Here is a 24,550-nt window from a genome sequence, read left to right as displayed (position 1 = left end):
AGGTCTGTATTAAAGGACAAGTTCAAATTTTTCTTCGGGGGCATCGCGGTCTTTGCGGTCAAGCAGCAGACCGAGAATCTTTTCGAGCAACCTCAGGCCGCCCTTGTAACCCACGGTGGGGAAGTACTGGTGTCCCTGACGGTCTGTGATGGGGAAGCCCCAGCGCAGGAACGGGATGTCTTCATCGCGGGCAATGTACTTACCGTAGGAGTTACCCATGAGCAGGTCCACAGGCTCGTTCTTGATCCACTGATGCATGAGGAACATATCGCCTTTGGCTTTGACCTTGACTTCGTAAGGCATGTCTGCGGTAAGTTCCTTGATCCGTTTTTCGAACTTCTTGCCGGGAGTACCGGTGACTACGTAGACCGGGCACATATCGATGGAACGGAGGAATTCCACCATGGAGATGAGCTGGTCAGGATCACCGAAGATGGCGACCTTTTTGCCGTAAAAGTACTGATGCATGTCGGAGATCATATCCACCAGCTGTCCGCGTTCGTAGGAAACGGATTCGGGGATGGAAGCTCCGGCTACGGTGCGCAGTACGTCAATGAAGCGGTCAGTTGCTTTCAGGCCGAAGGGCATGTCCAGTACTGTGCAGGGCACTTTGTGCTTGGAATCAAGCCAGCGGGCTCCGTCTGCGGAACACCATTCACCAAGAGCGATGGTCCCGGTAGCCTGTCCGGCTTCCTTGAGTTCTTTGATTGTTACGCCGCCGTCGGGGAACATTTTATATTCACCGTTCAGGGGACCGTTTAGAACGCCGGAGGTATCCGGGAACATGGTGATATTCACGCCGATCATGGAGCAGATACGCTTGATCTCTTCCATGTCGCAGGGTTCCACCCAGCCGGGGATGATGTTGACTTTGCCGTTCTTTTCAGTAGTAGGCTCAGCCAACTGGGCCATGGCTTTAACCATGTTGGAGAAACCGGTGACGTGCGAACCTACGTAACTAGGGGTCGGGGCGCCGAATACAGTTTTTCCTTCAGGAATCTTGCCGTCCTTGGTGGCCTTGGTGATGATCTGGTTCAGGTCGTCACCAATGGTTTCAGAAAGGCAGGTTGTATGAATGGCGATTACTTCGGGTTCATAAACCGTGAAGATGTTGTTGATGGCCTGCAGCATGTTAGCCTGACCGCCGAAAACCGATGCACCTTCAGTAAAGGAGCTGGTTGCTGCGGAAATAGGCTCTTTATAGTGTCTGGTCAGCATGGATCTGTGATAGGCGCAACACCCCTGAGAACCGTGAGAGTGGGGCAGGCAGCCTTTGATGCCCAGCGCAGCATACATCGCGCCGATGGGCTGGCAGGTCTTAGCCGGGTTGATGACCAGTGTCTTGCGATCACTTATTTCTGTGGGTGTGTGTCTGAGTAACATATCTAAATCTCCTTATTCCCACACGAAAGTAGCTGTGAGTTCCGGGTTTTCCTGCCAAGGGGCCTTCATGTAGCTCCAGACTTTACTGCCCACGAGGCGGTCGATTTCTTTATAGAAGTTGATCGCGCCCTTGAATCCTGCGTAGGGACCGCCGGAATCGTAGCTGTGCAGCTGTTTCAAGGGTACACCCAGCTTCTGGATGGAGAATTTTTCCTTGATACCTGCACAGAAAAGATCAGGCTTGAGTATTTCCACCAGCTTCTCAGCTTCGTACTGGTTCAGGTCGTCAATAATGATGGTGCCTTTGTCCATGTCAGGGTTGAGACCTTCATAGTGCTTGAATTCATAACCGGCATCTTCGAGTGCTTTCAATTCACCGTCAGTTTTGCGCGGTTTGTAGAGTTCTGGATCTGCTTCAACTTCGATTTCTTCAATGTTACGGGAGTCAGCGTCCACTTTGATGTCCGGGATTACGCGGCGACCTTCGTAGTCATCGCGGTGACCGAATTCGTAACCTGCGGAAAGGGTCTTCATGCCCATTTCATTAAACAGGTCCTGATAGTGGTGTGCACGGGAGCCACCAACGAAGAGCATTGCGGTCTTGCCTTCAGTACGGGAACGTACATCTTCAGCAGTGGCTTTTACTTCCGGCATTTCCTCGGCGATTACTTCTTCGATTTTGTCGATAAGTTTTTTGTCACCGAAGTATTCACCGATTTTACGCAGGGACTTGGCAGTTGATTCCGCGCCGATGAAGTTTACCTTGATCCAGGGGATACCGTATTTGGTTTCCAGCATGTCAGCTACGTAGTTGATGGAGCGGTGACACATTACACAGCTAAGGTCTGCATGCTGCGCAGAAGCAAACTGGTCATAAGTCGAGTTGCCGGAAAAGGTTGCGAGGTTGGTGATGCCGCATTTCTTTAAGATACGGTCAATCTCAAAACCGTCACCGCCGATGTTATATTCACCGAGCAGGTTGATTTTGTATTCCTCAGTGCGAGGCTCTTTGTTTTCGCCCACAAGATGGGTGAAGACCTGGTTGTTGGCGATATGGTGACCGGCAGACTGGGAAACACCCTTGTAACCTTCACAGGAGAAGGCAAAGACGTTGCAGTCTCCGAATTTTGCTTTCATTTTTCTTGCCACGGCATGCACATCGTCACCGATCAGTCCAACAGGACAGGTGGAGAAGACGCAGATGCCTTTGGGGTGAAAGAGGTCATATGCTTCCTGAATGGCTGCTTCGAGCTTTTTTTCACCGCCGAAGATGATGTCCTGATCCTGCATGTCCGTGGAGAAGCAGTAGGTCATGTAGTTTTCACCGTCCGGACCGGCAGAGGTCTGGTTACGGCGGGTCAGCCAGGAATAGAATCCGCAGCCGATCGGGCCGTGGGTAATGTTCACGATGTCGCGGGTGGGGCCCATGATAACGCCCTTACAGCCTGCGTATGTGCAGCCGCGCATGGTGATGATACCGGGAATAGTTCTTACGTTGGCGACGATTTCGGGCGGTGTTTCGCTTTCAGTCGCTTCATTGATCATTATCTGTTTGGCGCGCTTGCGGGCTACTTTGGGCGGATACTTCTTCAGAAGTTCTTCCTTGATGTCCGCCGGGTCCCACTGCACCACTTTTGTCTTACTCATGATTTCTGTCTCCTTGAGTGGTTAGGCGATGGACTTCGCGCCTGTTTCTCCGGTTCTGACTCTGACTGCATCGCCAACGGGGCAGACGAATATTTTGCCGTCTCCGGGTTTGCCGGATTTGTTGACCTTGATAATTTCAGCTATTACTTCGTCCACTGATTCCTCAGGAACAACTGCGGTAAGGACGCGTTTGGGATAGAGTTTACCTTTTTCGCCGAGGACGGCTGCGGCTTCTTCGTATCCTGATTCAACCCCTTCAAGAACTGCCGGGTTGACGAAACCTTTTCCGCGTCCCTGGGCCTCGTGGGCGAAGAAAGCATCGATGCCTGCTTCGGTGAGGGCTTTTTTGGTGCGGTTCATCATATCCATCCGCACAACTGCGATGATTTCCTTCATGCTAAGCCTCCTCAACCGGAGCCGCTTCATTGATACCGGAGCTGATGGTGTAGACGTCTTCAACATCGGTTACGAAGATCTTACCGTCACCGAAAGCACCCTTGGTGCCGGAGCGGGCTGCGTCCATAATGGTGTTGATTACGAAGTCCTTGTCTTCGGCTTTGACCACGCTCATGAGCATGGTTTTGGGGATTTCGTCGTAGGTTACTTCGCCGATTTTGATGCCGCGCTGTTTACCGCGGCCGGCTACGGAGTATTTGGTTACAGCGGGGTAGCCGTTGTCCATGAGTGCGGCCAGTACATCATCCGCTTTTTCCGGTCTTACGATTGCTCTCACCATGATCATCATTTGTTTGTCTCCTTGCTCTGCTGTGGAATTTGTTGCGCTGCGCGCATTTAGAATAGATGGGTTTTCCTCCGGCGGCTTAAGACCTTTTTTTAAAAGGTCTTAAGAACCTTGGTGCTTATGTCGGGGCTCGCCGCTTTTTAAGGAGGTGTGGAAAGTAGTATTAAACTTCCATCAGGCCGTAATCGAGGAGCAGCTGTTCCAGTTCTTCGATTTCAAGGGGTTTGGGAACAACGAACATTTCGTTTTCGTCGATGGCTTTTGCAAGGCCCATGTAGGCGGCAGCCTGCGGTACGCTGTCGTTCCATTCAATAACTGTTTTACGGTTGATTTCAGCACGCTGTACGTCGTTGTCACGGGGTACGAAGTAGATCATCTGGGTGCCGATTTTCTTGGCCAGTTCTTCGATCATTTCTTTTTCGTTATCAACGTTACGGGAGTTGCAGATCAGTCCACCGAGGCGTACTCCACCGGATTCCGCGTATTTCATGATACCTTTGCAGATGTTGTTAGCTGCATACATCGCCATCATTTCACCGGAACAGACGATGTAGATTTCTTCTGCTTTACCGTCGCGGATAGGCATTGCGAATCCACCGCAAACAACGTCACCGAGTACGTCGTAGAAGGCGTAATCAAGGCCTTCGGATTCTTCATAAGCGCCGAGGTTTTCAAGCATGTTGATGGAAGTGATGATACCGCGTCCTGCGCAGCCGACACCGGGCTCGGGACCGCCGGACTCAACACACCATGATTCACCGAAACCGGGCTTGCGGATATCCTCAAGTTCAACGTCTTCACCTTCTTCACGAAGGGTATCGAGAACTGATTTCTGAGCCAGGCCACCGAGCAGCAGACGGGTTGAGTCTGCCTTGGGGTCACATCCGACAACCATAACTTTGCGGCCCATTGTTGCAAGACCTGCTACTGTGTTCTGGGTGGTTGTGGATTTGCCGATTCCGCCTTTTCCGTAAATTGCTACCTTTCTCATTTTCTCCTCCATATGGTTTTGGATTTGTTTTCGTTGATGCTGATTCACATAAGGCAAACCGCGTGCCAAACTTGAATTCATTAGATAAGTAGTTGATATAATAGGACAAAATCGTAAACAATGTGAAATTTAAGAAACTACTAAAAATGTAGATTACTTCGATTTACGAGTACAAAATTGTAGGAAATTACATTTTTGCAGGTTGTGCAGGAAGGGCAGATAGAAGAGTATTTTATATAAATTAAGGTAGATAGGCGGACGGTGAGTTTTGGCATCAATAATGCTTTATGGATTTTGAACTTATTAAATCCATTTGGAGCATTAACTATGTTGATCGATACCACCCTGCGTGAAGGCGCACAGTTGTTCGGGGCTTATTTCAATCTGGAAACCCGCAAGCGCATCGCATCCTCTCTCGTCGCCATGGGCGTGGATGAGATAGAGCTGGGTTGGGTAGGACAAGAAGATCTTGATCTGTTCGCAGCATATGCAAAGTCGTTTGAGGGAAAGACAGCCTTCAGTGTCTGGTCGCCCTGTAGAGAAAAAGATATTGAGACTGCAGGCAAACTGGGACTGAATCGTATTAATATCGGAGTCCCTGTTTCAGACCTGCATATTGAGAAAAGATTAAGGTCTGACCGTCAGGCCATACTGCGTAAGCTGGCAGCAGCTGTGCGGGCTGCCAAGAATTGCGGATTCGAGTATATCTCAGTCGGGCTTGAGGATATTTCCCGTGCTGACGGAAATTTTTCCCTGAGTATGGCTTTGCATGCCGAGGTCTGTGGAGCCTCAAGGGTCCGGCTTGCGGATTCGCTGGGGCAACTGACTCCCCTTGCCATGGAAAAACTGGTCAATAGATTTAAAGACAAGGTTAATATTGATATTGCCGTACACTGCCACGATGATTTCGGCATGGCTACGGCCAACTCTTTCACCGCCCTTGAAGCCGGGGCCGATTACGCAGATTGTTCCGTAATCGGTATCGGCGAGCGGTCCGGCATTGCCGCCACAGAGGAACTGGTGGCAAGGCTGACCCTGCGCGAGGGCAGTTCCCGGTATTCCACTGCAGTATTGAAAGAAGCCTGCATGCTGGTAGGGAAGGCGGCTAAGGTTGCTATCCCGCGAACCAAGGCAGTTGTCGGCACCGACATTTTTGCCTGTGAATCAGGATTGCACACCCATGCTCTGAGCAAATCTCCGGAGCTGTTTGAACCTTACGATCCCGAGTCCGTTGGTACTGCCCGCAAGCTGGCAGTAGGCGGCAAAAGCGGACGGGCCGCAGTTCGAAATGCCCTTGATGAATACGGCATTGATTGCGGAACCGACTCTCTTTCCACCCTTACCGAAGCCGTGCGCCAGCTTTCACTGCGCCTTGAACGGCCTTTGACCCGCAGTGAATTTATCAAGCTCAATGATGAGGAGGTCTACTCGTGAATACCATGAGACGTGTCTATTCCACTGAGGCCGGAGAACTTGTGGCCCAGCATTCCACTGATGATTTACGCCGCAAGACTCTGCAGCCAGTGCAGACCTATGGCAACGGCAATGTAAAATCCTTGCCGCTGGAGGAGCGTACTCCGGTATATACTCCGGCGGGAATAATTGAAGCTGAAATGGTCACTTTTCATGAATCAGGAAAGCTGAAACGTGTTTTCCCGCTCAACGGGAAACTTTCCGGGTATTGGAGTCAGGAAGATGAAGGGAAGTTGGCAGATCCGCTGACCTTTGATTCTCCGGCAGGTCCGCTGACCGCAAAAGTTATCAGTCTTTGTTTTTATGAGGATGGAGCATTGCGCTCCATGACTCTCTGGCCGGATGAAACCTTAAGCGTTCAAACTCCGGCTGGAGTGATCAAGACCCGCATCGGAGCCAGCTTCAGCCGGGACGGTCATCTCCGTTCCCTTGAGCCTGCCGAGCCGACTCCGCTGGATACGCCCGTAGGCAGAATAACGGCTTATGATTCCGATGCCGTGGGCATCAACGGTGATTCCAATTCACTTGTCTTTGATGATCAGGGACAGGTTGCAGCAGTGAGCACTACCTTGAGTATGATTACCGCCCGCCATTATTCGGGTAAGGAGTTCGTATTCGTCCCCGAATGCCGGGAATCCCTATGTTCCGAAAGTGAGCGGGAGATGGTGCCCATGCGTATCCTTTTCGATAAGCAGGGGGTTGAAATAAGTGTAACCCCTGACGCGGAGCCGTCTTATGTGGATTTTGCGAATTATGAAATCAGTAGTTCGCCGTTCCTGCCGCAACTGGATAATTTATCCAAGGGGCTGATTTGTTCAGTCTGATTTTACCAGTCGCTGAGCTTACCAATATTTGACACGGGCAGGCTTGGTCCGAAATTATATTTTCCGGGTTTTTCGTGATGGGAAAGTTTATCAATCGCCAGATTACGCAGCTCTTTTTCAAGGGCTGCGTTTTCTTTCTCAGAGGCCGGAACTATAAAAATCTTTAATCTTTCCCCTTCATCTGCTCTCATGAGCCTTACGCAACAATCCCTGACCTGAGGTAATTCTCTGAAGAAATTTTCCACCCGTGCCGGATAAACGTTTATCCCCCCAACCTGTACGGCTTTGTCGGCCCGTTTAAGCGGTCGGAACCGGGCTCCCTGCCATTCGAGATGATCCTGCAGGACATGCTGTTGTTTGTCTCCCGTTGCCGAAGTCCGTTCGATGGTGGAGTCCCCTGTTTTTTTCCAGTGGCTCAGCAGGGTATACATGCCCGAAGGGTCATGACGAAATCCAACTCCGCCTGTCTCTGATGAACCGTAGACTTCTGTCATGCGGGCCAGCCCCTGTGCCTGCAGGCCAGTAATTGTTTCTGCCGGACATGGCCCGGTTGAAGTCACCCCGAATACATTTTCAGGGAAGACTCCGTCCAGATTTTCAAGCTTTTTCCAGAGCAGCGGGAAGGCAATGATCAGGTCGCCGTTGCGCATTTTTTTTATCTGCTCCATGCCGGGCAGGGGAGGGCTGTATTCTTTCGGCACCCCCAGTGCTTTGGGGAGCAGGATAGAAAACAGGAATCCGTAAATATGGTGCCGGGGCACAAAGCTGACCACCCGCCTGCGATCCGGGAAGATACTTGCAAGAGAATGGATTTCCTGTTCAAGGTCGGTGAAGTTCGATGCTGCAGGAACCGGTGTGCCGGTGCTGCCGGATGTGAAAAATGTTACCCGGCAAGGCCTGCCTCCTGTTTGATTCAGGATCAGTTCCGCCATCAGGTTAATGTCTTTACCCGCCAGTTGTGATGATTCAATACCGAACTGCATTCCGATCCGTTCAAGAATTCTTTCCGGGTCCTGAAAGATCGTATTAAGGGGTATAAAATCTCCGGCCAGGGACTGCCCTGTGCAAAATTCCAGCTTCCGGCTGTAATCCATTTCCGCAAGTAGCGTTGACGAGATCATTTCCGCTATGTCCTGCGCAGTAAGTGACAGCTTTGCAGTCATGGGTCAGCCTTGTGGTTTTACGGTGATAAGCCCGAAATTGTTTCCGCATTGCTCAATGCAGCAGCTTTCTCCTTTGTCCATAGCCTGAATCGCGGCAAAGGCAAGTTCCGGTCCGGCAGCGCAAGGCGTGTCTGCCTGTTGTGTGGCCGTAGCTCTAAGGTGAAGGTTTTCCAGTCTGGGCAGTATGCGGGCTGGGGCAAGGACCCGACCGGGTAATCCTGTTTCCTGCAGTTCCTGCGGGGAAAGATTCTCCATTTCCAATGTTCCGTATTTTGCTTCGGCACCATTTTCAACTGCACTAAGCAGAAAAAAGCACGCTCCTTCTCCGACAGGAAGATGTTTACACCGGGGGGCCTTACGGTCCAGCAATCGGCGGGAGTTATCTTCGAGCAGGGGAGTTTTTTCATCCACGACGCCAAGCAACACCTTCTGGACTCTTTCTTCTGCCAGCCAGCATGCGGATGTCTGCAACCCGGTCATTAAGGGGCCGTGCAGTTGGCAGATAGTGGTGTTGGGCTTGGGGTTGTTCAGGAAAATACTCATGGTCGCTGCCGGGATATTATGTACCGAGTGGGAAAATGACAGCGGTGAGGCACAGTCTGCTCCGTGGTCTATTATGGAATCCAGAAATTCAAAAGTGGTTTGCGAGGGGCCGAATCCGGTACTGACAACAATACCCATGTTCTCGGGCAGGGGGAGTGCGGTCTTGAGGTCTTTTTGTTCTGTTCCGGCTGCGTCATGCAGGGCGCGACACCCGGCCAGCATGGTCATGCGTGTGAAGTGGTCCACCCTGCGTAAACGGCGGGGAGCAAAATATGAATTCAGATCGGAGGTATCTACATTGTTTCCGGCTTCTGCTAGAGCTGTTCCGATCCCGTGCAGGGCTAGGCGTATCATGCTGCCCCCTTTTTAAAGACAAGGGCGGAATTGTTTCCGCCGAAAGCCAGTGAATCACTAAGTGCGTATTCGGCCTTTATTGAAGATTTTGCGGTCACCGGGATTGCGTTTGATTTAGCCGAAGCCTCACGGAATCCAGAGGTGGGCATTAGCAACCCGTGTTTAAGCGACATTACAGTCATGACCGCTTCTATAGCTCCTGCAGCGCCTAAAGTATGCCCGGTGAATCCTTTGATCCCTGTGAAAGTGGTGCGGGGAAATAAATCCCTTATGACCTGACCTTCAATACGGTCGTTATTCTCTGTGCCTGTGCCGTGTACGTTAATGAATCCTATGTCGGAAGCTGTTATGCCGCTGCGTTGCAGAGCATCGTTTATGGCCTGTTTCAGTCCGGAACCCTCAGGATGTGGTGCAGTCAGGTGGTGGGCATCGCAGCAGGTGCCGTAGCCAATAACCTTCGCCATGGAATTGAGTTGCAGTTCCTGCATGGCTTTTTCCCCTGCAAGGATAACTGTAGCCGCGCCTTCTCCCAGATTCAGGCCTTGCCTGTCTTTGTCAAAGGGGCGGCATCTTTCCGGGCTGGTGATCATCAGCCGGGAAAAACCGGTGTAGGAAATTCCGCTCAGGGCGTCGGCGCCTCCGGCAATAACCAGATCGCAAAGTCCCTGTCTTATCCACGATGATCCTATGCCGATGGCATCGGTGCCGGAAGAGCAGGCATTGGTTACGGTCTGCACCGGACCGTTCAGGGCGTATCTATCCGCTACGGCTGTTGCCGGATTGCAGGACAAGTAGCTCTCAATAATTTTAAGATCCGGTTCTTTCTCTTCCCGCCATTGCTGGTAAAAAGGCATGAAATTAAGCGATGCCCCGGTGGAAGAGCCGATGCAGGATCCGACCTTAAGGCCGCCGAGTTTTTGCGGGGTCAGTCCGGCTTGTGCCAGAGCCTCGTCCGCTGCTTGAAAAAGGAGTTTTATAGTCTCTGTCAGCGGGGGATTTTGTTCCTGCCGCTTAATCCACTCCTGCTTTACTGCGAAAACGGGGGAGGACATGGGTTGGTCATATGAAAAACCGGGTTTGAAAGTGGGCCGGACATCCCCGTGCAACATGGTATCAAAACATGCGCGGCTATCCTTTCCAGCGGCACAGATACAGCCGACGGCGCAGATATTGACGGGAAGGTCCATGACTTAAGCCTGTTTTTCCCTGATGAAGTCCACTAGACTGTTTACGCTCTGGAAGGCAGCCTTGCCTTCTTCCATGTTTTTGATTTCAACGTTGAAGTTCTTCTGGACCAGTACAACGATTTCCACAGCATCGAGAGAGTCAAGACCGAGTCCTTCTCCGAAGAGGGGCGCATCGTTTTCGATTTCGTCGACGGTGACGTCGATGAGGTTCAGTTCTTCAATCAGCAGTTCTTTGAGTTTGGTATGCAATTTTGCCTCTTTGTAAGGATTCGTTAATTCCACATGTTAAAAAAATTGTAGAATTGGTAGGGGTTTTCCTGACAATACTTTTCCAGTTCAGCTGAAAATTGTTGTGCATAAGGGGTGAAAGCTTCGGGACCGCGGATTTCCCCTTTGCCTGTATCTGCAGGCACGTTGATTACCCGTGCTACCCGGAATTTCCCTTCCCCTGCCTTGCTGCGGATGGAAAAGACAATTGCCACAGGGGTTTCTGTTGTTGCCGCAATTTTGAACGGAGTGATCGGAAGTTCGATTTTCCCGCCCAGAAAATTAAGCTGCACATTATGCCTGCTCTTTCCCATAGTCCGGTCTCCGTTGATACAGAGCACGGAATTCTCACGCAGGGCAGTGAGCATTTCAAGTGTTCCACCCAATGGTGCTGCCGGGTTGATGATCGTTACTTCTTCTTCCTTTTCTTCTCCGCCCGAGCTTTTCCATTTAAAGGAATGTTTGTCCACATCCCCGCGTTCCATGAGCATGACCACCGCTTTGGGGGCATCCAGAAATCCGAGATATGAAAGTCCCATTTGCCAGCAGCCTACGTGCGCGGTCAACAGGATCAGCCGTTTGTGTTCAGCATAGAGTTCCTGCAGCAGGCTAATGTCTTTATCCGGTCCATGGGCTTTGAAATCTCCCAGAATGCGCAGTACTGCACGGTCCACCAGCATTTTTCCGAAGTTCCAGTAGAGCAGGAAGGTGTGTTTCAATTTGCTGGCAGCATTCTGTTTTCCAAAACGGCGGCGGATGTATTCCGCTGGCCTTTTCCTCACTCCGGGCAGCAGGCAGTAAAAGACAACCACAAAGAAGAGCATGGCGTATGCCCCCGGTCTGCCCAGCAGTTTGATCACCCCGTAAAAAAAATTGTGGAAAAACGCGGGAGCCAGACTTTTACTGGACCATTTCTTATCGCGTTTCATGGTGACTTTTTCCACACTGCTGCGGTTTAATATCTAAAAACCGTTTAATGGTAAATGCCATAATGTAAATCGTAATACCTATAATTGCGGCAAAGAGCGGTCCCAATACAAGAGATCCAAGCACCCATTCATAAAAACGGTCCAGCGCTTCGTAACCGATGGTCTGCAAAGAGATTTCGGTCAGGAATTTATTGTAGCGCATGTAATGTCCGGCTTCGATACACAGGGCCGGAACAAACGGGGGAATACACAACTGACTGACCGCCAGCCCGGTTATTTTGCTCAGCCGGAAGAAACCGCAAAAAAGTATGATAGCAATGGAGTGCATTGCTATAAGCGGTAAAGTACCCAGCAGCATACCTATTGCTCCGGCAATAGCCAGTTTGAGCGGGGTTTCATCCTTGCAAAGCAGTATTCGCAGTGAGCGCAGGGGGTGAATGGGAGTTATTTTACCTTCTTCATCCTTTGCGTACTGACGGTGGGGCAGGGGCACGAAGGAACGCATGGTCAGCCTGGTGTTAAGCAGCGAGATGCGAATATTATCTTTAAAGGTATCAAAGTGGGAAACCCGTTCCTCCGGGTTGGGATAATAGACTTCAATAGGCAGGTCTTTTAGATCGTATCCGGCCCATGCTGATTTGACCAGTATCTCCACTTCAAAGGCGTAGCGGGATTCGGAAGTCTTTGCTACGGAAAAGATTTCAAGGGGATAGGCCCTGAATCCACTCTGTACGTCGTTTATTTTTATTCCGGTCTGGACCCGTAGCCAGAAATTGGAGAAGCTGCGCCCGAACTTTGCAGCACCGGGCACGTTCTGCCCTTCAAAGTTCCTGCTGCCTACGAAAATAGTTTCCGGGCTTTGTTGGATCGCTTTGATAAATTTAGGAATCTCTTCGGGAAAATGTTGGCCGTCGGCATCAATGGTGATGATGTGGGTTTTACCCAGCTCTCGTGCTTTTTCAGCTGCAGTGAGGATGGCCTGCCCTTTGCCTAGGTTTTCATCGTGGGAAATTACGGTGAGGTCCATATCCTCAACAGCATCCGGCCCTCCGTCCGTACTTCCGTCGTCGAGAATGAGAACTTCGCCGTGCTTCAAGGCCCGCTCTGCGACATCGCGCAGGGTGGAGCCGTGGTTGTATACCGGGATAACTATTAGCGGTTTAATCTGCATGAGCGGAATCTGTGACTGGTTGAGAAGGTGTTTTCTTTCCGGGCTGGTCATCGAATTTTATCAGCTGATCCCAGAGAATTCCCCGGAATCCGAATTTTTTCATAATGTTAATGCGTTGTTGCCCCTCGTCAGGAGGGAACAGTCTATCCCTGCGTCTTTTGAATCCTTCGATCAGGGCCGCGTTCATTTCATCTTTATCAAGGCCGGGGGAGAAGTAGTAGAAAGGTTCCAGCAGCGATTGTCCGGGGCGGATTAAACCTTCTTTGACCGCTCTTGTAAAGAGCGGAGTTCCTTCGTGCAGCCTGATCCCTGAAAAGGGGAAAACCACGCAATTGCGTAGTAAGTTCATGTTTACGATCCCCTCGCGAACCGTGTCCATGGTTTCGCCGGGACCTCCGAAAATTACAAAGTGCGCACAGGGGATTCTTTGCCGAATACATTTTTCATTGAAATCCATTACTTCATCAAAGCTGAAACTTTTGTGCAATGCTTGCAGCGTTGTATCACTGGTGGCGTCTGTACCCACCTCCATTGCGTGCAGGCCGGAGCGTTTGAGTAGAACCAGTTGGTCATTTTCAACGGGACCGGGCTGGAAAAAACCGCACCAGCTTATTTTAATCTTCCGGCGTATAATTTCTTCGGCCAGCAGCAGATAGTGACCACCCCGGTCATTAAGCACTGAGTCTGTGAAGAAAATATTGTCCGCTCCATATTTGCAAAGCATTTCAAGCTCGTCAGCAACTTCATCCACCGGGCGGACCCGCATTTTGCGTCCTTCCAGATAAGGGTATGTACAGTAGGCGCAGCGATGCTCGCATCCGCGCTTGGTCTGTACGTTCAAGACCCCGCTCTGAGCAAGATAATAGCTCAGCAGTTCATGGTCCCAGCGTGGCATTGGAATATCAGCCCCGGAAATTCCTTCTTCTTTGCCGTAAATTCGCGGAGCTGTTTCACCATGCTCAAGCCTGTTGATGAGGTCGACCATCTTGCGTTCGCCTTCCCCCACAATTCCATAGTCCGCCCCGGTATATTCAAGGATTTCTTCCGGCAGCAGGGAGAACCCAGCTCCTCCGGCAATGATCGGGATTCCGGATTCTTTCAGCACATCAACTATGAGCTTGGCTTTGTAGATGTACTTGTTGGTATGAGAGGTGAAGGAATCTACGTTGTCTACATTGCGGATGGATATTCCAGCATATTGCGGCGTGGTTTCAGCCAGTGTTTTTCGTAGATGCTCAAGAGAATTACCGGCAGCCAGCATGTCGTACTGGATAACCTTGTGTCCTGCCGCGTGCAGCGGACCGGCAATAACTGACATGCCGATAGGATATACCGGGTAGGGTTCAACATTGGTGTTTGTGGAGATTAGAAAAACAGTTGCCATGGCCTTCCTAAAGCTTTCGGTTTAGTGGACAGAGGGAACCGGCTTTCCATTTATTGCAGAATTCAGCATAAAAATCAGGTTGGTACATGAGCAGTTCTTCATCGATGATAAATAGTTGTACTGTGCAGCCGGTGGTTGTTTTTTCTCCGGCAGCATTGCGGATTATGAATTCATAATTCATGCGTGCGGCTTCAGTCCAGTGGAGCAGTGTTTCGATGCTGAAAGTATCCCCGAAGCGGAGTGGCTTGATATAGTCAACCTGCATCTTTTTGATCGGCGCGGCTACTTTGTAGCGGTAAAGATCCATGTAGCCGACCCCGTACAGATCGCCAAGGGCAGTCCTTCCGTCTTCAAAGTAGCTGGGGTAGCGGCCATGCCAGACGATATTCATGGGGTCCACTTCTTCGAAACGGACTTTGCGTTCAACTGTATGGCTCAAAGGGGCCGGAGCACCTTCAATCTTCGGGAAATAAGATTTGCGTCCCATTAAACTGTCTCCGGTACGAATATGAGTTGGTAGGTTGCCGCTGTTTCTCCGTCCACGGAAAGCACGCAGATGGAGATGTGGTTCAGGCCTTTGGTTTTGAGCGTCAGGCTAAGCTCCAGTTTCTCCATGGGCTTGACCGGGCGCAGAAATTTGCAGCGGGTCACCGATTGCAAGATAAGTTTTTCATGGGGAAATTGCTGTTTAAGGGCTTCCATGGAAGAGTTCTGGCCAAGCAGGGTCTGAATTACTCCGGGCAGAATGGGGTTTCCGGGAAAATGCCCGTCAAAACCGGTAAATGATTTATTGAAAACGTATGTACGTATGTACTCTGTCCCGTTTTTTTCAAGGGAACTGCCTGCGGCAGAAATCTGTTTGATCAGTTCCATGGCTAAAAGTCCTTTTGTGATCCGGAATTAAGGAACAGTTCAAGGGTATAATTACCCTGAGGATCAGTAATGATGGTATGGGCGGCAAATTTGCGGTCGGCGATTTGCCTGCTGCCCTCGGTAACGATGTTTATTGCACCGGAAGTTGCTGATTGCGGAGCGAGGAACATTTCATAAATGCAGCTCATGGATTCATTATAAAAATGCGGAATCAAGCGCAAAAACGGTGATTCGAAAATTTTTTTAGATTCATAACCGCCTTTATCGTCGGCAATAATTTCAGCTACCAGCAGCTTCATGCCCATCTCGTTCATCATGACCACCTGTGCTTTTCGCTGCTCGGGTATAAGTTGCAGCATGCCGTGCAGGGGCATCCTTTTATCCGCAATGGAGAGCACTCCAGAATGCTGCAGCAGGTAGGTGGAAGATTTTTTATGCTGTATATTGTTGACCTTATTGAGTGAGGAACAACCGGACAGCATCAATATAACCAGCAGGAACAGCAGGGACTTTTGAAAAGAAGTTTTTGAGTTACTATGCATGTCCGTCTCCTTCCAGACGCAGCAGATGCGGCAAAACTATAACCGCACAGCACAGGGCCGCTGTTATCCCTATACACACAGTAGTCCCCAAAGAATGGAGCGAGGGATGTCTGGCGAAAACAAGGACTCCGAAACCTGCCAGCGTGGTCAGGCCTGAAATTTTGACCGCTTTGACAGTCCATAGTGAGGGCATTCTTATTTCCTGAAAAACCATGAAGATTCCGTAGTCCGCTCCGAGTCCTATGACAAGGGGTAAGGCCACGATGTGAAAAATATTCAGCGGAATCTGCATTATTCCCAATAGTCCGAAGGTCACCGCCACCCCGAATACAGCAGGAAAAACAGCCAGTAATGCTCGCCGTAAATCACGGAAAAGTATAAAAATAAGTGCGGCTACCAGAAGGCCTGAGCAGGTGATGAATCTGAGAATGTCCCGCTCCATTTCTTTTTCCAGCGTGGCTTTGAAGCGTGACTGGGAAACAAGACGCACCCCGAGTTCTTTTTCTTTCCGGGGAGTGTAGTAATTCATGATTCTTTTGTTATCCGGTAGCAGAGTGATAATTTGTTTTTCGCCATTACTGCCTGCTGCAGGGATAAACATTTTCGCAAGGGGAGCCAGAGGACTGGCACGAAAAGATTTGACGCTCAAGGCCGGGGGAAGTTCTGAAATGCGATTCATTGCCGGGCTGAAAGCATGTGTAGCAAACCCGAGACTTTTGGCTTCCTTGGAAATCTGCTCTTCAGTTTTTGCTTTTCTTTTTTGCCAGAAACGGGACCAGTTGGTGATGTTTTTTTGTGCAGTAATGGCGGACGGCAATACCGGTGCAATGCTGACAGCTTTTACATCTCCAAGATTTTTGTTGATGTCGGCCCATGCTTTCTCGTTATTCTTCAGGGCTTCGTCCATAGTTTTCCCGTAAGCAAAGAGCATGGAACGGGAACGCATCTGGTTCCATTTTTCTTGAAAAATTCTTTCAGTTTTTGAAATTTCTTTGGAAATATAACCGAGGTTTTTAAGTTCTGTATCAAAATTATTGGTTAATGCTGCAACTGATGATCCTGCGAGCAGTATAAAAGCAGCTCCGAGTATGATTTTGGGGTTCCCTTTTGCCTGAAAAACGAGCTGTCTTTTTTCTCCGGCGGGAAAAGAATTGCAGAACCGGGGGACAAATAGCAGGGCGTAAAAACAGGCTGCGATTATTCCGGATACGGAAAAAACAGAGAGCTGTCTGATGCCAGGAATGCCTGAGATATATAGGGCGGTAAAGGATGCACATGAGGTTGCGGCCCCATAAAGAACCGGCCTGCTTACATCGCGTAGCGCTCTTTGTTCATCATTCGGATTTTCCGCCAGCGCAAAATATGTATGCACCGCAAAGTCGATGGAAATACCCATAAGAACTGCCCCGAAGCCGATGACAATTGCAGACATATCCTTGTAGATAAAGGCGCAGACCCCCAGACCGGTCATGATGGCAACTCCCGGCGCAAGGAAGATGCTTAAAGCCCCCCTGTTGCGAAATGCCATAAAAAAGAGCAGCCCAAGTGCACAAATGGAAATGATTGATACAGTCAGAATATCCCGTTTAATGACCGAACTGTTTGCAACGCTGTAGCAATGCCCGCTCATTATTTCGATGTTTAGGTCTGCTCCAGTGAGATTGTTTTCGGCTAGAGCTTCCTGTTTGATTTCCTGAAAACGGTCCAGAAGTTTATAGCCGTTCTTGGAATCAGTCATGGGTATATTGGATTCGCCGACTATCAGGAGTGCGTTTTTTCCCGCAATAAAATATTGCCCGGAGCTGATTTTCAGGCGGGGCAGGTTTTGGAGTGAACTTATTTTATGCAGGTAAACTGAACGTAAATTAAGCGGGTCAGCGGCGATGATGGTCCGCATACCCATTCCTGCCGGGGAAATTAGCAGCTTCTTGGCGTTTATTAAATTTTTATTTATCGATTCCGTTGAGGTGAGTCCCTGCAGTTTTTCAAGATCTTTTCCGGTGGTCAGGTTGGGTGCCTGCCGGAGCAAAAAATTAATGACAGCTTGGGGCTGAATGGTGGAATTGTCTTCGACGGAAAGTAACGGAGAGTTCATTCTGCCGGCTATGCTTTCTGCAACGTCCACTAGTTTCAGCTCGCCAAGGGATTCACTTGAGATGGAAATAAGTACTTTTCCGGCAAGGGGAGATTTTTGAAGCAGCTTGAAGTCTCGGCTGATTTCATTTTTTTCTCCGGTGGGCAGCATACCCGATATGTCTTCGGAAAATGAAACCGAAAGCAAGGGAATGGCGCAGACGAATGTGAAAAGCAGTAAAAAAAGTGCGCCTTTTCTTTGTGTTTTCCTGTCTGCTGCAGCGTGATTATGCGTCTTGCGGGAAAACATTTTTACTCTTTGAGGAATATATCCTGCGGTATTTTCTGGTTTAACTGTACGTTTGAAAAAGTTATTTTCGTGTAATCTCCGCCCGGTTCATGAAGTTCAATGCTCTCAAGGTGGGTGGCTTGCGGAGAAAAAAAGATGCGGATCAGGTTTAGGAATTGTCTGGCCTTACTTGATTTTGGGGTCAGTTCCATAACTGCCGGGCTGAAATTTGTAACCTTGATGTTGTACAGCGACTGCAGCCATGGAATATTCATGGTTGTCCATGCCAGAATCTGCTCGGTGATAACTGCCATTTCCGGCGATGTTTCTGTGCTGAATTCTGTCGGTTCCTTGGCTGTCCCGTCCCATTTTAATCCTTGCTGTCCTTTGAGCAGGAAACCGGAGACAAAAGGAGCACTGTACTCCCAACGCAGGTTATCCGGGCGAGTAAAGTAAAATTTTCCTTTTGATTCAACATTGTCTGCAAAAAGGGCTATATGGCTCTGCTGGCTGAACTCACTGCTGATGGAAGATATTGATTGTGAGCTGGTTTGCAGATCCTTTAAGAATTCAGCTTGTTTATCCGCCAGAACACTTCCCGCTGACAGCAGAAGCATCAGAAGTGCGATCAAGATTGTTTTTCTTACAGCTGCCATGAAGATACGTTTTCCCCGGATTTGGTCCGCGCTGCCAGTTCTGCAATGGATTCATCCTGCGGTACGAAGAGCTTGATCCTTCCTTCTGCCAGTGTGATTCCTTCGCGGCTGACAGTTCCTTCAACTACGGCAAAACCGTCAAAGTCCCCTAATGTCTGTACACTGATCAGCAGTTCGTTGCTGTTCCATTTTTTATTAGACGGTTGGGGGATGATCTGGAATTTTTGTACCCCTACCAGATATCCTTCAGGAATGGATTTCCCGGTGGATTTAAGGCGGTAACCGCATATGGCGGCGTAAGCCTGCGCTACCAGTTCAATGTAAAACGGTGGCAGCAGGTTGCCGTCCGGTCCTTTGGATATGCCCTGCGTGGAAAGATCGGCCAGCACTGTTCCGGTTTCGTCTTCGGCAGTGAGAACACTGTCGATGAGCAGCATCTGTCCTCGATGGGGCAGCAGTTTTTCAGCCTGCATGGGGAGGTTCATGAAAGTATCCTGAATTTCAGAAAATTATGGCGACAGACGACGGCTCTTAGGTCCGTGGAGACGTTTTTGTCAGGGTATCCGGCGGAAGGAGGTCGTTCAGTAAAGCTGTTTTTTTGCAGCCCGCTAAAAGGGGCTGCAAAAAACAGCGATCAGGGTTTGTTAAGTCTTCTTGAAGTCTTTGTCTTTTAGATCTGACCCAGTTCTCGGTTGATAGCACCGGCGAGATTTTTGACCCAGGCATTGTAATTGCTGTGGATGGTATTTCCCTTGTGTTTCAGGTTGGTGCTGTCCTTGTAATTGATGCTGTATGTTTCAGGGGTGTAGGTGATGTCTACCACGGCCTGATGAGAACGGATATTCAGTGTGCCCACGAGATGTCCGGGTGCGACATCACTCATCTGCCAGCCGAGGCTGTATCCGCCTTTGATAATGGCATTTTTAACACTTTCCATGGAACGGGCCTGCTGGTTGGCGGCTACTATCGGGGCCATTTCAATGTTCTGAATGGGAGCTGTTCTGCATCCGCCGAGAAAAAGTGCGCAGACAATCAGTACAAAAGCAACAATACGGAGATTTTTCATCTTTAATTTCCTCATCTTGATAGTGGGAGTTGAAAAATAGCTGTTACGCTTCCTGATGCATTTTCCTAATGCATGAGACCATAGTTGTTTTAACCGCTCGGCGCAATTCAATATGCGCATTTGGTTTGGTTTTGAATTGTTGAGGGTAAATCGGGTCGAGAATCATGCCCCGTACTTTTGACGGGTGGATGAGCATATGCCCTCGTGGGAGCATGCAAAAACTGCCTGTAAGACAGAGCGGAACGATGGGAAGGCCGGTCTGTATGGCAATATGGAAGGGCCCGGAGTGAAAACGGTTCAGGGTGCCGTCTACGCTTCTGGTTCCTTCGGGAAAGAACATAAGAGAAGCCTTCTGCTTTACCGCTTTTTCAGCTTGTCTGGTGATTGTTTCCAGATCGTCTGTTTCAACATTTATATAACCCGCAAGCTTCATGTAAAATCCGTAAAATGGAATTTTAAAGGGCCAGTTGCGCACGGCCATGCAGATGTTGCGCTGCGGCTGAAAGGAAACCAGATAGGGGTCGAAAAAGGATTCATGGTTGGCCACAATGATGCACTGCTCTGGCATTTTCCGCTGTTCAGGCCATTTGATGTCCACAAAAATGGACATCAGTTTTGAACTGATCCATCCGAAATACCAGATCATTTTTCGCAGGGATTCCGGCTTTTCACATTTAAGAATGCGGGTAAAGATCAGATAGCAGAACGGGGATATTGCACTCGCGATCAAGGTCCATAAAATAATGCTGAGATATATCCCGGCGTTAATTAGGATGAGTTTGAGAAATGCGGACATTGTGGGAATGAAGGCGGCTTTATCAACAGTCTAAGCGGCTTCGTCTTTTTTAGCCAAAATGAAAGAATGCAAATCACCGAGGGTTCGGATGGCTTTGAATGCTTCGTCTTTTTTGATTTTGATCCCGAATTCCTGTTCAAGGACTATAACCATATCCACAGCGTCAAGGCTGTCGAGGTCAAGGTCGTCCTTAAATACCGCTTCTGGGACCATTTCATCCAACTCCAGTTCGAATTCCTCGGCTAAAGCGGAATTTATGCGTTTGATTATTTCTTCATCGGTCATTGTATTCTCCTTAAAACAAGCGATGTATTTATACCGCCAAGGGCGAAATTATTTTTCAGCGCATATGTAATTGGTCTTTCCAGCAAATGCAAGGTGTTGTTGATTGCCGAGCATTCCTCTGCAGGAATATTCAGGTTTGCAGTGGGAATTATTGTGTTTTCCTGCATCATGCGTACTGTTGCTATTGTTTCGATTGCGCCGCTGGCAGCCATGGTATGGCCCAGATGTCCTTTCAGGCTGCTTACCGGGGCGGTATCGCCGAGCAGTTCTGCTATGGCCTGTGCTTCGGAAGCATCCCCCTGCAGGGTTCCGGTGGCATGGGCGTTTACATAGTCTATATCCTTCGCGTTGATACCGGCTTCCTTTAAGGCTTCAGCCATGCAGAGGTTGATAGCCTGAGCACTGGGGGAAGCCATGTTGCTGCTGTCGCACAGGGAAGAAAAACCGCTTATTTCAGCAAGAATTTCAGCTCCGCGAGCCGTAGCATGTTCATAGCTCTCGAGCAGCAGTATGCCTGCTCCTTCGGAGCAGACAATGCCGTCCCGTTTAGCGTCAAATGGCCGGGATGCGCTGGCGGGGTCCTCTATTTCGGCGATTGAGGCTGCTTCGATGATGTCGAATGTTCCCACGGTCAGTGGATGCAGTTCATCCGTACCGCCGCAGAGCATGAGATCCTGCCTGCCTGTGGCAATAGCTTCCGCTGCCAGTCCGATGTTCTGGCACCCGGTGGAGCAGGCTGCGGAAGCGGCGATAACCCGTCCGCTGATACCCAGAAACTGGGCAAGGTTGGCTGCTGCGCTGTGGTTCATTATTTTGAAAAATTCTGTGCTGCGGATGGCTTCAAGGGAATTTTCAGGCAGGTACAGTTTGAAGAACTGTTCGAGGGCCTGTGAGCTCCCGGTAGTCGATCCTACGGAAAGTCCGGTCCTTCCCCCTGTCAGCGTATCTTGGTCTATTCCAGCCTGTTCAATTGCCTCGAGTGCGGCAAGGGAAGCAAATATCGACAAGTTGGACATGGTTCGGCGGGCTTTGCGGGGTATTGCCTTGGCATTTACTTCCTTAACCCGGCCGGCAATGCGCGGGCGTAATCCTTTTATCGCGTCAAGCTCTTCCATACGGGTTATGCCGGAGTTTCCTGCAAGCAGACCTTTCCAAAGATCCTCCACCCTGTTGCCCAGCGGAGAAACAGCCCCCATTCCGGTGATGACTACGCGTTGTAAATGCATCTGAGTTCCTTGTTGATTTTTTCGTGCCCGCAGATGAAACCGCAGGTCAGATAAGCGGAAATCACCGCCCCCATGACTCCGGGCGCAATTATGGATTGTCCGGCCAGCAGCAATCCTTTGATTTTAGTTGCCGGTAGCGGGTTGTATTGCGAAACGGTATGCGCCGCTCCATACATACTTCCGTATGGGGAGTGGCAATAGTCGCGCAGGGTCAGCGGGGTTGCCGCATCAATAAATTGTACCTGTCCGTTCAATTCCGGGCAGCGGGTAAAGACCTGCTCTGTAAATTCGGCCATCAGTTTGGATTTGAAATCAAGATAATCCTGTGGTCTGCCGTTTAAAGCGGAGTCCTGCCATTTACTGAAATTTTCTAAACCGTAAGGCATGATGGCGGTAATGCTCTGCCTGCCGCCACGGCCAAGGGTTTGTCCAGCGGAAAGGAAAATAGCGTTGTCCTTCATCCCGGTCTTCCCGGAAAGGACTTTATTGTAATCTGTTTCCGGCCAGAGGTAGATGTTTTTCCCTTGAAGTTCTTCCACGGGATTTTCAGCAATCCCGAAAAGGATCAGTGCAGACACGGTTTCTTGTAATTCATTAATCCTGCGTTTGTAGACCGGACGAAAAGCGCCGTCTTCCACTGCGAGCAGCATGGCTGCAGGGTGCGCGCTCCAGATGCAGATTCTGCCGTGCAGTTCGGGGCCGTTATCCAGCCTCAAACTCTTGAAATTTTTATTGTCATCATACCTGATGCGAGTCGCTTTTTTTCCGCATAAAATATCCACCCCGTGTTTTTCGAGCTGTTTCCGGTACGCATCGGCCAAGGCTTTACCGCCGCCTTCAATGGTGTGCGAGGAGCGGAAGTATGACCCGGAAACAAGGGCGTGGGTAGTGAGCGGAGCCTGTTCCGGCGGGGTGCCGTAGAGCAGGGTGTGGCAGCATAGCAGGGCTTTCAGTTCCTGATTGTCAGTTATGGAATCAAGGTAGTTGCTTAGGGATTCATTTTCGTCATGGACTGCTGATTCCAGACTGAAATCCAGCTCGAAATTAAGAAATGATGAAGAATCAAAAATAGTCCTGATTCGATCCAGATACTTGTCAATGGCACTCTTTTCTGCAGGGAAGTTCCGGTGCAGGACTTGGCGGACCCGTTCATACCCGTGCGGCAGGCAGATTTGTTTCCCCTGTTTTTCAAAACGGAAGCAGTCGCAGCCATCCTGATTAAAAGGGATTTTGACCAGATCAGGACCGATACCCAGATGTTTGAAATAAATATCGAGAGGATCGCCGTCCCCCAGTCCTCCGATAAGGTGGATTCCGGTTTCGAAATGTATTCCTTTCCGGCTGAAGCCACGCACTGTTGGGCCGGGCTGGGAAAAGGCTTCCACCAGCGCGACTTTATGTCCCTGTTTTGCCAGCAGCAGGGCCGAGGTCATGCCGGAAATTCCCCCGCCCACAACAATTTGATCGTATTCAGTCATCAGAATTCAAGGATAAGGCAGGAGTTGGTTCCGCCGAAGCCAGCGGAATTGAGCAGGGCTTTTCGCGGAGGCTGGCTGTCGGTTTCTGTGAGGATGTTCAGTCCGGCAGTATCATCGTCCCCAGCCGTGAAATTGATATTCGGAGCGGTGAACCCGTTACGGTTCATAATTGTGGTATAGACTACCTGACTTGCCCCGGACATCCACAATTCATGTCCGGTCATGGATTTAGTGGAGGAAATGCGCGGTGAATTTTCATCGAACAGGGTTTTGATGTTGGCTGCTTCTGCCATGTCTCCGGCCGGGGTGGATGTGGCGTGGGCGCAGATGTAGTCTATGTCCGCCGGGGTCAGTCCGGCCTGTTTGAGTGCCTTGGCTCCGGCCCTTGCCAGACCTTCCCTGCCGGGAACTGAAATATGTTCCCCGTCTGAGGAAAAACCATAGCCGCTGACCGTACCCAGAATTTTGGCTCCGCGTTTTTCAGCGATATCGTAACGCTCCAGCATGATGGCTGCTGCACCTCCGCTGGGAACCAGTCCGTCGCGGTCCTTATCAAAGGGGCGGCTGGCTTGAGCGGGAGTGGCTGTACGGGAGGAGAAGGCTCCCAATCCGTCAAAACTGCACATGGACTGCCAGTTGAGTTCCTGCGCTCCTCCGCAGATTATTCTCTCCTGCTGCCCGGAAGCGATGAGATTGAAGGCCTGCCCTACGGCATGCCCTCCACTGGAGCAGGCTGAACTTATGGTCCAGGCCGCACCTCGGGTCTGGAAAAGCGTATTCAGGTTCATGGTTACGCAAGAGGTCATGGATCGGAAAACAGCGCCGCTGCCGATGAGCGAAGTTTCGCCCCTTTCTTTGAGCAACTGCACCTGATCAAGGGCGGCAATGCAACTGGAGTCACAACCGAAAATAAGTCCGCTTTCATCGTTCTGAAGATTTTCTTCTGCCAGCCCGGACTGATCCAGAGCCTGCTTTGCGGCTGCGTATGCCTGTACCGCGAAGTCGGGCATGGTTTTTCGTTGCTTGCGGGAGAGCCACTTTTTGGGATTGAAGTCTTTGATGGTCCCGGTCAGCGGACTGTCGAATCCAAGTTTGACCCGTTCTTCGTCAACTTCAATGCCCGAATATCCATTTCGAAGTGCATCGGCAATGGATTCTAAGTCAGATCCAAGAACTGAAACAGCTCCGATTCCGGTAATGGCCACTTT

26 protein-coding genes are annotated in these 24,550 nt (G+C 50.0%); 2 read left to right on the top strand and 24 right to left on the bottom strand.

What is annotated here, in order from left to right:
* Positions 1 to 9 precede the first annotated feature (9 nt).
* The 5 genes from nifK to nifH form a co-directional block, all read right to left on the bottom strand.
* Positions 10 to 1,383, bottom strand: a complete 1,374-nt coding sequence (gene nifK / locus ACKU41_RS09410; RefSeq protein ID WP_319776924.1) for a nitrogenase molybdenum-iron protein subunit beta — start codon at positions 1,381 to 1,383, stop codon at positions 10 to 12.
* A gap of 12 nt (positions 1,384 to 1,395) precedes the next feature.
* Entirely contained in the window at positions 1,396 to 3,030 is a 1,635-nt protein-coding gene (gene nifD / locus ACKU41_RS09405; protein WP_319776922.1) for a nitrogenase molybdenum-iron protein alpha chain, read from the bottom strand.
* 21 nt (positions 3,031 to 3,051) lie between these two features.
* Positions 3,052 to 3,426 carry a P-II family nitrogen regulator gene (locus tag ACKU41_RS09400; protein ID WP_319776920.1) on the bottom strand — a complete coding sequence of 125 codons (375 nt, stop codon included), beginning with the start codon at positions 3,424 to 3,426 and terminating at the stop codon, positions 3,052 to 3,054.
* A 1-nt stretch (position 3,427) separates the two neighbouring features.
* Positions 3,428 to 3,775 (bottom strand): P-II family nitrogen regulator, encoded by a 348-nt coding sequence (locus tag ACKU41_RS09395; protein ID WP_319776918.1) that lies wholly within the window; start codon positions 3,773 to 3,775, stop codon positions 3,428 to 3,430.
* 160 nt (positions 3,776 to 3,935) lie between these two features.
* A complete protein-coding gene (nifH, locus tag ACKU41_RS09390; RefSeq protein ID WP_319776916.1) occupies positions 3,936 to 4,763 on the bottom strand; it encodes a nitrogenase iron protein in 828 nt (275 codons plus the stop codon).
* A 327-nt stretch (positions 4,764 to 5,090) separates the two neighbouring features.
* Here nifH and ACKU41_RS09385 point away from each other — a divergent pair, with 327 nt between their 5' ends.
* Entirely contained in the window at positions 5,091 to 6,197 is a 1,107-nt protein-coding gene (locus tag ACKU41_RS09385; protein ID WP_321405160.1) for a pyruvate carboxyltransferase, read from the top strand.
* A 5-nt stretch (positions 6,198 to 6,202) separates the two neighbouring features.
* A complete protein-coding gene (locus ACKU41_RS09380) occupies positions 6,203 to 7,060 on the top strand; it encodes a hypothetical protein (RefSeq protein WP_321405257.1) in 858 nt (285 codons plus the stop codon).
* Between the two features lie 2 nt (positions 7,061 to 7,062).
* On the opposite strand, the gene ACKU41_RS09375 is transcribed toward ACKU41_RS09380, so the two are convergent.
* The 19 genes from ACKU41_RS09375 to ACKU41_RS09285 form a co-directional block, all read right to left on the bottom strand.
* Entirely contained in the window at positions 7,063 to 8,223 is a 1,161-nt protein-coding gene (locus tag ACKU41_RS09375; RefSeq protein ID WP_321405159.1) for an AMP-binding enzyme, read from the bottom strand.
* 3 nt (positions 8,224 to 8,226) lie between these two features.
* Positions 8,227 to 9,120, bottom strand: a complete 894-nt coding sequence (locus tag ACKU41_RS09370; protein ID WP_321405158.1) for a beta-ketoacyl synthase chain length factor — start codon at positions 9,118 to 9,120, stop codon at positions 8,227 to 8,229.
* Positions 9,117 to 10,307, bottom strand: a complete 1,191-nt coding sequence (locus ACKU41_RS09365) for a beta-ketoacyl-[acyl-carrier-protein] synthase family protein (protein ID WP_321405157.1) — start codon at positions 10,305 to 10,307, stop codon at positions 9,117 to 9,119. The genes ACKU41_RS09370 and ACKU41_RS09365 overlap by 4 nt, the downstream gene beginning before the upstream one ends.
* Positions 10,308 to 10,310: 3 nt before the next feature.
* Positions 10,311 to 10,556, bottom strand: a complete 246-nt coding sequence (locus ACKU41_RS09360) for a phosphopantetheine-binding protein (protein ID WP_321405156.1) — start codon at positions 10,554 to 10,556, stop codon at positions 10,311 to 10,313.
* Positions 10,557 to 10,579: 23 nt separating this feature from the next.
* Positions 10,580 to 11,503 carry an acyltransferase gene (locus ACKU41_RS09355; RefSeq protein WP_321405155.1) on the bottom strand — a complete coding sequence of 308 codons (924 nt, stop codon included), beginning with the start codon at positions 11,501 to 11,503 and terminating at the stop codon, positions 10,580 to 10,582.
* The gene (locus tag ACKU41_RS09350; protein ID WP_321405154.1) at positions 11,490 to 12,674 is read right to left on the bottom strand and encodes a DUF2062 domain-containing protein; all 1,185 of its coding nucleotides are present in this window, start codon (positions 12,672 to 12,674) and stop codon (positions 11,490 to 11,492) included. Before ACKU41_RS09350 ends, ACKU41_RS09355 begins: the two co-directional genes overlap by 14 nt.
* The gene (locus tag ACKU41_RS09345) at positions 12,664 to 14,058 is read right to left on the bottom strand and encodes a lipid biosynthesis B12-binding/radical SAM protein (RefSeq protein ID WP_321405153.1); all 1,395 of its coding nucleotides are present in this window, start codon (positions 14,056 to 14,058) and stop codon (positions 12,664 to 12,666) included. Before ACKU41_RS09345 ends, ACKU41_RS09350 begins: the two co-directional genes overlap by 11 nt.
* Before the next feature lie 7 nt (positions 14,059 to 14,065).
* Complete coding sequence (locus tag ACKU41_RS09340) at positions 14,066 to 14,545, bottom strand: acyl-CoA thioesterase (RefSeq protein WP_321405152.1); 480 nt, start codon at positions 14,543 to 14,545, stop codon at positions 14,066 to 14,068.
* Positions 14,545 to 14,931 carry a 3-hydroxyacyl-ACP dehydratase gene (locus ACKU41_RS09335; RefSeq protein WP_321405151.1) on the bottom strand — a complete coding sequence of 129 codons (387 nt, stop codon included), beginning with the start codon at positions 14,929 to 14,931 and terminating at the stop codon, positions 14,545 to 14,547. The genes ACKU41_RS09340 and ACKU41_RS09335 overlap by 1 nt, the downstream gene beginning before the upstream one ends.
* Positions 14,932 to 14,933: 2 nt before the next feature.
* On the bottom strand, positions 14,934 to 15,473 hold the full coding sequence (locus tag ACKU41_RS09330; RefSeq protein WP_321405150.1) for a hypothetical protein: 540 nt from the start codon (positions 15,471 to 15,473) through the stop codon (positions 14,934 to 14,936).
* Positions 15,466 to 17,856, bottom strand: a complete 2,391-nt coding sequence (locus tag ACKU41_RS09325; RefSeq protein WP_321405149.1) for an MMPL family transporter — start codon at positions 17,854 to 17,856, stop codon at positions 15,466 to 15,468. Before ACKU41_RS09325 ends, ACKU41_RS09330 begins: the two co-directional genes overlap by 8 nt.
* A gap of 2 nt (positions 17,857 to 17,858) precedes the next feature.
* Positions 17,859 to 18,491 (bottom strand): outer membrane lipoprotein carrier protein LolA, encoded by a 633-nt coding sequence (locus tag ACKU41_RS09320; protein WP_319776891.1) that lies wholly within the window; start codon positions 18,489 to 18,491, stop codon positions 17,859 to 17,861.
* A complete protein-coding gene (locus ACKU41_RS09315) occupies positions 18,479 to 18,976 on the bottom strand; it encodes a 3-hydroxylacyl-ACP dehydratase (protein WP_321405148.1) in 498 nt (165 codons plus the stop codon). Before ACKU41_RS09315 ends, ACKU41_RS09320 begins: the two co-directional genes overlap by 13 nt.
* Before the next feature lie 185 nt (positions 18,977 to 19,161).
* Complete coding sequence (locus ACKU41_RS09310; RefSeq protein ID WP_319776887.1) at positions 19,162 to 19,557, bottom strand: hypothetical protein; 396 nt, start codon at positions 19,555 to 19,557, stop codon at positions 19,162 to 19,164.
* Between the two features lie 43 nt (positions 19,558 to 19,600).
* On the bottom strand, positions 19,601 to 20,203 hold the full coding sequence (locus tag ACKU41_RS09305; RefSeq protein WP_321405147.1) for a lysophospholipid acyltransferase family protein: 603 nt from the start codon (positions 20,201 to 20,203) through the stop codon (positions 19,601 to 19,603).
* A 180-nt stretch (positions 20,204 to 20,383) separates the two neighbouring features.
* Positions 20,384 to 20,638, bottom strand: a complete 255-nt coding sequence (locus tag ACKU41_RS09300) for an acyl carrier protein (RefSeq protein ID WP_319776884.1) — start codon at positions 20,636 to 20,638, stop codon at positions 20,384 to 20,386.
* Complete coding sequence (locus tag ACKU41_RS09295; protein ID WP_321405146.1) at positions 20,635 to 21,864, bottom strand: beta-ketoacyl-[acyl-carrier-protein] synthase family protein; 1,230 nt, start codon at positions 21,862 to 21,864, stop codon at positions 20,635 to 20,637. Before ACKU41_RS09295 ends, ACKU41_RS09300 begins: the two co-directional genes overlap by 4 nt.
* Positions 21,846 to 23,342 carry an NAD(P)/FAD-dependent oxidoreductase gene (locus tag ACKU41_RS09290; RefSeq protein ID WP_321405145.1) on the bottom strand — a complete coding sequence of 499 codons (1,497 nt, stop codon included), beginning with the start codon at positions 23,340 to 23,342 and terminating at the stop codon, positions 21,846 to 21,848. The genes ACKU41_RS09295 and ACKU41_RS09290 overlap by 19 nt, the downstream gene beginning before the upstream one ends.
* On the bottom strand, positions 23,342 to 24,547 hold the full coding sequence (locus tag ACKU41_RS09285) for a beta-ketoacyl-[acyl-carrier-protein] synthase family protein (RefSeq protein ID WP_321405256.1): 1,206 nt from the start codon (positions 24,545 to 24,547) through the stop codon (positions 23,342 to 23,344). Before ACKU41_RS09285 ends, ACKU41_RS09290 begins: the two co-directional genes overlap by 1 nt.
* Positions 24,548 to 24,550: the final 3 nt, after the last annotated feature.

The sequence above is a fragment of the Maridesulfovibrio sp. genome (genome assembly GCF_963678865.1).
Classification (GTDB): Bacteria; Desulfobacterota; Desulfovibrionia; order Desulfovibrionales; family Desulfovibrionaceae; genus Maridesulfovibrio.
The sequence above is the reverse complement of the archived record's forward strand: the minus strand, read 5'-3'. Positions and strand labels throughout refer to the sequence as shown.

Bases quoted from the DNA above. Each gene is read 5' to 3' on its own strand.
- nifK (WP_319776924.1), bottom strand. From the start codon at position 1,383: ATGTTACTCAGACACACACCCACAGAAATAAGTGATCGCAAGACACTG.
- nifD (WP_319776922.1), bottom strand. From the start codon at position 3,030: ATGAGTAAGACAAAAGTGGTGCAGTGGGACCCGGCGGACATCAAGGAA.
- ACKU41_RS09400 (WP_319776920.1), bottom strand. From the start codon at position 3,426: ATGAAGGAAATCATCGCAGTTGTGCGGATGGATATGATGAACCGCACC.
- ACKU41_RS09395 (WP_319776918.1), bottom strand. From the start codon at position 3,775: ATGATGATCATGGTGAGAGCAATCGTAAGACCGGAAAAAGCGGATGAT.
- nifH (WP_319776916.1), bottom strand. From the start codon at position 4,763: ATGAGAAAGGTAGCAATTTACGGAAAAGGCGGAATCGGCAAATCCACA.
- ACKU41_RS09385 (WP_321405160.1), top strand. From the start codon at position 5,091: ATGTTGATCGATACCACCCTGCGTGAAGGCGCACAGTTGTTCGGGGCT.
- ACKU41_RS09380 (WP_321405257.1), top strand. From the start codon at position 6,203: ATGAGACGTGTCTATTCCACTGAGGCCGGAGAACTTGTGGCCCAGCAT.
- ACKU41_RS09375 (WP_321405159.1), bottom strand. From the start codon at position 8,223: ATGACTGCAAAGCTGTCACTTACTGCGCAGGACATAGCGGAAATGATC.
- ACKU41_RS09370 (WP_321405158.1), bottom strand. From the start codon at position 9,120: ATGATACGCCTAGCCCTGCACGGGATCGGAACAGCTCTAGCAGAAGCC.
- ACKU41_RS09365 (WP_321405157.1), bottom strand. From the start codon at position 10,307: ATGGACCTTCCCGTCAATATCTGCGCCGTCGGCTGTATCTGTGCCGCT.
- ACKU41_RS09355 (WP_321405155.1), bottom strand. From the start codon at position 11,503: ATGAAACGCGATAAGAAATGGTCCAGTAAAAGTCTGGCTCCCGCGTTT.
- ACKU41_RS09350 (WP_321405154.1), bottom strand. From the start codon at position 12,674: ATGCAGATTAAACCGCTAATAGTTATCCCGGTATACAACCACGGCTCC.
- ACKU41_RS09345 (WP_321405153.1), bottom strand. From the start codon at position 14,058: ATGGCAACTGTTTTTCTAATCTCCACAAACACCAATGTTGAACCCTAC.
- ACKU41_RS09340 (WP_321405152.1), bottom strand. From the start codon at position 14,545: ATGGGACGCAAATCTTATTTCCCGAAGATTGAAGGTGCTCCGGCCCCT.
- ACKU41_RS09335 (WP_321405151.1), bottom strand. From the start codon at position 14,931: ATGGAACTGATCAAACAGATTTCTGCCGCAGGCAGTTCCCTTGAAAAA.
- ACKU41_RS09330 (WP_321405150.1), bottom strand. From the start codon at position 15,473: ATGCATAGTAACTCAAAAACTTCTTTTCAAAAGTCCCTGCTGTTCCTG.
- ACKU41_RS09325 (WP_321405149.1), bottom strand. From the start codon at position 17,856: ATGTTTTCCCGCAAGACGCATAATCACGCTGCAGCAGACAGGAAAACA.
- ACKU41_RS09320 (WP_319776891.1), bottom strand. From the start codon at position 18,491: ATGGCAGCTGTAAGAAAAACAATCTTGATCGCACTTCTGATGCTTCTG.
- ACKU41_RS09315 (WP_321405148.1), bottom strand. From the start codon at position 18,976: ATGAACCTCCCCATGCAGGCTGAAAAACTGCTGCCCCATCGAGGACAG.
- ACKU41_RS09310 (WP_319776887.1), bottom strand. From the start codon at position 19,557: ATGAAAAATCTCCGTATTGTTGCTTTTGTACTGATTGTCTGCGCACTT.
- ACKU41_RS09305 (WP_321405147.1), bottom strand. From the start codon at position 20,203: ATGATCTGGTATTTCGGATGGATCAGTTCAAAACTGATGTCCATTTTT.
- ACKU41_RS09300 (WP_319776884.1), bottom strand. From the start codon at position 20,638: ATGACCGATGAAGAAATAATCAAACGCATAAATTCCGCTTTAGCCGAG.
- ACKU41_RS09295 (WP_321405146.1), bottom strand. From the start codon at position 21,864: ATGCATTTACAACGCGTAGTCATCACCGGAATGGGGGCTGTTTCTCCG.
- ACKU41_RS09290 (WP_321405145.1), bottom strand. From the start codon at position 23,342: ATGACTGAATACGATCAAATTGTTGTGGGCGGGGGAATTTCCGGCATG.